This window comes from Streptomyces sp. NRRL WC-3549 (genome assembly GCF_000721935.1).
Classification (GTDB): Bacteria; Actinomycetota; Actinomycetes; order Streptomycetales; family Streptomycetaceae; genus Streptomyces.
Window position 1 is genome coordinate 122,471 of sequence record NZ_KL585389.1, and the last position, 5,995, is coordinate 128,465.

5 protein-coding genes are annotated in these 5,995 nt (G+C 70.0%); all 5 read left to right on the forward strand.

Annotated features, from left to right (window positions below):
• A partial coding sequence (locus IH13_RS0107910; protein ID WP_031082301.1) for a substrate-binding domain-containing protein occupies nt 1–574 on the forward strand: 574 nt, incomplete at its 5' end.
• Nucleotides 575–763: 189 nt separating this feature from the next.
• Nucleotides 764–2,188 carry an extracellular solute-binding protein gene (locus IH13_RS0107915; protein WP_031082302.1) on the forward strand — a complete coding sequence of 475 codons (1,425 nt, stop codon included), beginning with the start codon at nt 764–766 and terminating at the stop codon, nt 2,186–2,188.
• 89 nt (nt 2,189–2,277) lie between these two features.
• Entirely contained in the window at nt 2,278–3,240 is a 963-nt protein-coding gene (locus tag IH13_RS0107920; RefSeq protein ID WP_031082304.1) for a carbohydrate ABC transporter permease, read from the forward strand.
• A 15-nt stretch (nt 3,241–3,255) separates the two neighbouring features.
• The gene (locus IH13_RS0107925) at nt 3,256–4,215 is read left to right on the forward strand and encodes a carbohydrate ABC transporter permease (protein WP_031082306.1); all 960 of its coding nucleotides are present in this window, start codon (nt 3,256–3,258) and stop codon (nt 4,213–4,215) included.
• Between the two features lie 116 nt (nt 4,216–4,331).
• Complete coding sequence (locus IH13_RS0107930; protein ID WP_031082308.1) at nt 4,332–5,942, forward strand: glycoside hydrolase family 13 protein; 1,611 nt, start codon at nt 4,332–4,334, stop codon at nt 5,940–5,942.
• Nucleotides 5,943–5,995: the final 53 nt, after the last annotated feature.

Below are 5,995 nucleotides of genomic sequence, written 5' to 3' on the forward strand. Positions count from 1 at the left end.
CATCCCGGTCGTGCTGATCAACGCGTCCATCGAGGGCCTCGACCTGCCCTGCGTCTCGTGCGACGACGCCGTCGCCGTCGAGCAGGCGTGGCGCCACCTGGAGTCGCTGGGCCACGAGCGCGTCGGGCTGGTCCTCGGACCCTCCGACCATGTCCCGTCCCGGCGCAAGCTCGCCGCCGCGCGGGCCGTCGCGAAAGCGCTCCCGCCGGAGCACGTCGAGCGCTCGCTGTTCTCGCTGGAGGGCGGGCAGGCCGCCGCCTCGCGCCTGCTGGAGCGCGGGGTCACCGGGATCGTCTGCGCGAGTGACCCGCTGGCGCTCGGCGCCGTACGGGCCGCACGCCGGCGCGGACTCGCCGTCCCCGCGGACGTCTCGGTCGTCGGCTTCGACGACTCCGCCTTCATGAACTGCACCGCCCCGCCGCTCACCACCGTCCGCCAGCCCATCGAGGCGATGGGCCGGGCGGCGGTCGAACTGCTCTCCGCGCTCATCCAGAGCGGTGCCGTGCCGCCCGGCGAACTCCTCTTCGAGCCGGAGCTCGTGGTCCGGGGCTCGACCGCGCAGGCGCGCCGCTGAGGGCTTCCCCCCGGGCGCGCGCCGGCCTCGGGGCGGGCCCACGTCACGCGCCGGATACGGAAGGATGTCAAGCATTTACGAAAACTGCGCGAGATATTGCGCTCACATGTCGGCGGTGGTTGAGTAAGCCGCGCCCCGGCGGAGAGTTCGCCGAGGGCCTTCCACGCTCATGCCCGAAGGGGACCACCGATGAGAAGTGCTGGGTTCCGCCGTTCTCGCACCCGCAGAGCCTCCGCGGCCGCGCTCGTCACCGCACTCGCCCTGACTGCCCTTGCCTCCTGCGGCACGAGCAGCAGCGGCAGCGGGGACGACGGCGGCAATTCCGACAGCGGATCGTCCGATCCCACGGCGCCACTGGACCCGAAGGCCAGGGTGACGCTGTCGATCGACTGCATGCCGCCGGCCGCGAAGGCCGCGGAGCTGCGGGAGTGGAACGAGGACATCAAGACGTTCAACGCGAAGTACCCGAACGTCAGGATCAACGGGAAGTCCACCCCGGGCCAGTGCCTGGAGCCCCCGCGCTTCACGGCCATGCTCAAGGGCAAGTCGCAGCCCGACGTCTTCTACGCCTACTTCACCGACCTCCAGCAGGTGCTGGACAACGACGGCGCCCAGGACATCTCCGCGTACGTCACCGAGAAGACCGTCCCCGCCCTGAAGGACATCCAGCCCCAGGTGCTCGACGTGGCCCGCAAGGACGGCAAGCTCTACGCCCTGCCGACCAGCAACTACACCATGGGCCTGATGATCAACCGCAAGCTGTTCACCGAGGCCGGTCTGAACCCCGACACCCCGCCAGCCACCTGGGAGGAGGTGCGCGCCGCGAGCAAGAAGATCGCGGCGCTCGGCAAGGGCGTGGCGGGCTTCGGCGAGTACAGCGCGGGCAACAACGGCGGCTGGCACTTCGCCGCGACCCAGTACGCCCTCGGCGGCGACGTGGTCGACGCGAGCGGCAAGAAGGCCGCCTTCAACGACGAGAAGGGCAGGCAGGTCCTCCGGCAGCTGCACGACATGCGCTGGGAGGACGACAGCATGGGCAAGACCCAGCTGCTGAAGTGGGGCGACCTCCAGAAGCAGATCGCCAGCGACAAGCTCGGCATGTTCCTCGCCGCACCCGACGACATCGCCTACATGGTGCAGCAACTCGGCGCGAAGTACGAGAACTTCGGCCTAGGACCGATCCCCGGCGCCCAGGGGACCCTCTTCGGCGGCAACAACTACATGATCAAGAAGGGCAGTTCGCCCGACAAGATCAAGGCCGCCGTGGCCTGGCTGAACTTCAAGAACCTCACCCCCGGCAAGGGACAGTTCGACTGGGCCCGCACCAAGGCCGACAAACTGCCCGTCGGGCTGCCGCAACCCAACTTCTTCACCGGTGAGAGCAAGACCCAGGACGACGCCGCACGCGCCGCGAACGCGACGATGCCGGTCGAGAACTTCAAGGCCTTCATGGACAACCCGGTCCCGGGCAAGGCCGAGCCACCGAAGGCACAGGAGATCTACAAGATCCTCGACGTGGCGATGTCCGCCGTCCTGACCAACAAGGAGGCCGACATCGACAAGCTGCTCGCCACCGCCGAGCAGCAGGTCAACCAGGTACTCGCGAACCAGTGACGGATCCGCGGGGCCGGGCCGCCCGGACCCCGCCCCGCGATCTCGACCGTCCGCCCCGCGAGTGATCGCACCGGCACCGAGGAGACACCATGTCGGCCCCCACCCTGTCCACGGCAGCCAAGGCGAGCCCGCCGCCGCGTGGTCACCACCGCCCGGCCGGGCCGGACTCCCCCCGACAGGAGTTCGTGCGCGCCCTGCGCCGCAACATCTCCGCGCACGGCTTCCTGATCGGCGCGGTCCTCTGCTTCTCGTTCTTCTCCTGGTATCCGATGGTCAGGGAGTTCGTCCTGGCCTTCCAGAAGACCGAGGACGGACGTACCACCTGGGCCGGCTGGTCCAACCTGAGCTACGTCTTCAACGACCCGGCCTTCTGGCAGGCCTGGCGCAACACCCTGCTCTTCACCGTCCTGGCGCTCCTGCTCGGCTTCGCGGTCCCGTTCGTCGTCGCCGTCGTGCTCAACGAGTTCCGGCACGCCCAGGGATATCTGCGGCTGCTCGTCTACCTGCCGGTCATGCTGCCGCCGGTCGCCTCCGTGCTGCTCTTCAAGTACTTCTACGACCCCGGCTACGGACTCTTCAACCGCATCCTGGAACTCCTCCACCTGCCCGCCCAGCAGTGGCTCCAGGACCCCGACCTCTCGATGCTCTCCGTGGTCATCGCGTCCACCTGGATGAACATGGGCGGGGCCACCCTGATCTACCTCGCCGCCCTCCAGGGCATCCCGGGCGAGCTGTACGAGGCGGCGGAGCTCGACGGTGCCGGACTGCTGCGCAAGATCTGGCACGTCACCATCCCGCAGACCCGGCTCATCCTGTCGCTGCTGCTGCTCATGCAGGTCATCGCGACGATGCAGGTCTTCACCGAACCCTTCCTGCTGACCAACGGGGCGGGCCCCGAGGGCTCCACCACCACGGTCGTCTACCTCATCTACCAGTACGCCTTCAACTTCAACAACTACGGCAGCGCGGCGGCCCTCGGACTCGTCCTGCTCGTCGTGCTCGCGGCGTTCTCCGCGGTGTACGTGCGCCTCAGCCGCAGCAGCGAAGACTAGGACGGGAGCACGACGATGGCATCGAACACGCTTGTCTCCCGGCGGGGGACCGGAAAGGCGCGCGCCGGCCGGCGCATCAGCGGCCGAGGGCCCGACCTCGGCCGCCAGCGCACCCTGATCTCCCCGGCCCAGCTGGGCCGCCGCCGCGGCAGGACGGTCTACTGGATCGTCTTCGCCCTGGTCGTCGCCGCCTTCACCATCGCCTTCCTCGGCCCCCTGTACTGGATGGTCACCGGCGGCCTCAAGACCACCCAGGAAGTCGTCCAGAGCCCGCCCACGGCCTTCCCCACGTCCGTCCACACGGAGAACTACTCCCAGGCGTGGAACGTGATGGACCTGTCCAAGCTGCTCCTCAACACCCTCTACTACGCCTTCGGCGCGCTGGCCTTCCAGCTGGTCCTCGACGTGGCCGCCGCCTACTCGCTCTCCAGGCTGCGGCCGGTCTTCGGCAAGGTCATCCTCGGCATGATGCTCGCCACCCTGATGATCCCGGCGACCGTCCTCGTCGTACCGCAGTACCTCACCGTGCTCGACGTGCCGATCTTCGAGCGCAACCTGCTCAACTCGCCCTGGGCGATCTGGCTCCCCTCGGTCACCAACGCCTTCAACATCTTCCTGCTGAAGCGGTTCTTCGACTCGATCCCGCGCGAACTCCTGGACGCCGCGGCCATCGACGGGGCCTCCCCGCTGCGCACCCTGCGCTCGGTGGTGCTGCCGATCTCCCGGCCGATCCTCGGCGTCGTCTCCATCTTCGCGGTCGTCGGGGTCTGGAAGGACTTCCTCTGGCCGATGCTCACCCTGCCCGACCCCGGCAAGCAGACGCTCAACGTGGGCATCTACTCGCTGGCCAGCGGGGTACCCGAGAACGTCCTCATCGCCGCGCTCACCATCGCGTCCGTCCCGACCCTGCTGATCTTCCTGATCTTCCAGCGCAACATCATGAGCGGCCTCACCGCGGGCGGCCTCAAGGGCTGAGGCCCGGCCGCCCCGCGCAACCGTCTCGTCCTCAGCACTCCGCCGCCCGCCCCACCACCACACGCCCCGCGTCGGGCCCGGCGGCGGAGTACCACCTGCCCGAAAGGAACGCACACGTGGCAGCCAACCGTCCGACCGAGACCACCGCACCCTGGTGGCGCGACGCCGTCATCTACCAGATCTACGTACGCAGCTTCGCCGACGGCGACGGGGACGGCACCGGGGACCTCGCGGGAGTCCGGGCCCGACTGCCCTACCTCGTCGAACTGGGCGTGGACGCCCTGTGGTTCACCCCCTGGTACCTCTCGCCGCTCGCCGACGGAGGCTACGACGTCGCCGACTACCGCAGCATCGACCCCGCGTTCGGCACCCTCGCCGAGGCCGAGAAACTGATCGCCGAGGCCCGGGAACTGGGCATCCGCACCATCATCGACGTCGTCCCCAACCATGTCTCCGACCGGCACGCCTGGTTCCGCGCCGCCCTCGCCGCAGCACCCGGCAGCCCCGAACGCGACCTCTTCCACTTCCGGCCCGGACGCGGCGAGCACGGCGAGATCCCGCCCAACGACTGGGTCTCCGAATTCGGCGGCACCCCCTGGACGCGGCTCGACGACGGCCAGTGGTACCTCCACCTGTTCGCCCCCGAACAGCCGGACCTCAACTGGGCCCACCCGGCGGTCCGCCAGGAACACGAGGACGTCCTGCGCTTCTGGTTCGAGCGGGGCGTCGCGGGCGTACGGATCGACTCGGCGGCCCTGCTCGCCAAGGACCCCGCCCTGCCCGACTTCACCGAGGGCGAGGGCCCCCACCCGTACGTCGACCGCGACGAGCTCCACGACATCTACCGCTCCTGGCGGGCCGTCGCCGACGCGTACGACGGCATCTTCGTCGGCGAGGTCTGGCTCCCGGACTCCGAACGCTTCGCCCGCTACCTGCGCCCCGACGAACTGCACACCGCCTTCAACTTCAACTTCCTGGCCTGCCCGTGGGACGCCGGCCTGCTGCGCTCCGCGATCGACGACACCCTCGCCGAACACGCCCCCGTCGGCGCCCCGGCCACCTGGGTGCTCTGCAACCACGACGTGACCCGGACGGTCACCCGGTACGGGCGCGAGGACACCGGCTTCGACTTCGCGGCCAAGGTGTTCGGCACCCCCACCGACCTGGAGCTCGGCACCCGCAGGGCCCGGGCCGCCGCCCTGCTCTCGTTGGCGCTGCCCGGTGCCGTCTACGTCTACCAGGGCGAGGAGCTGGGCCTGCCGGAGGCCGACATCCCCCGGGACCGCATCCAGGACCCGATGCACTCGCGCTCGGGCGGCGTCGACCCGGGGCGCGACGGCTGCCGGGTGCCGCTGCCGTGGTCCGCCGCGGAACCGTACGCCGGATTCGGCTCCGCCACCGAACCGTGGCTGCCCCAGCCCGCGTCCTGGCCGGCGTACGCGGCGGATGCCCAGAGCGGCGACCCCTCGTCCATGCTCACCCTGTACCGCGAGGCGCTGAGGCTGCGCCGCGACGAACCGGGGTTCGCCGCCACCGCCGCCGAGACGTCCGGCGGCCGGGCCCCCGGCGTGCTGGCCTTCGCCCGGGCCGGCGGCCTGGTCTGCGTCGTCAACCTGTCACAGGAGGCGGTGGAACTCCCGGACCACACCCAGGTGCTGCTGACCAGCGGACCGCTGGACGGCTCAGGCCTGCTGCCGGGTGACACGGCGGCCTGGCTGCGGAACTGACACGACCACGGGTCCCGGCCTCACCGGCCGGGCCCCGGTACACGGTACGGAGG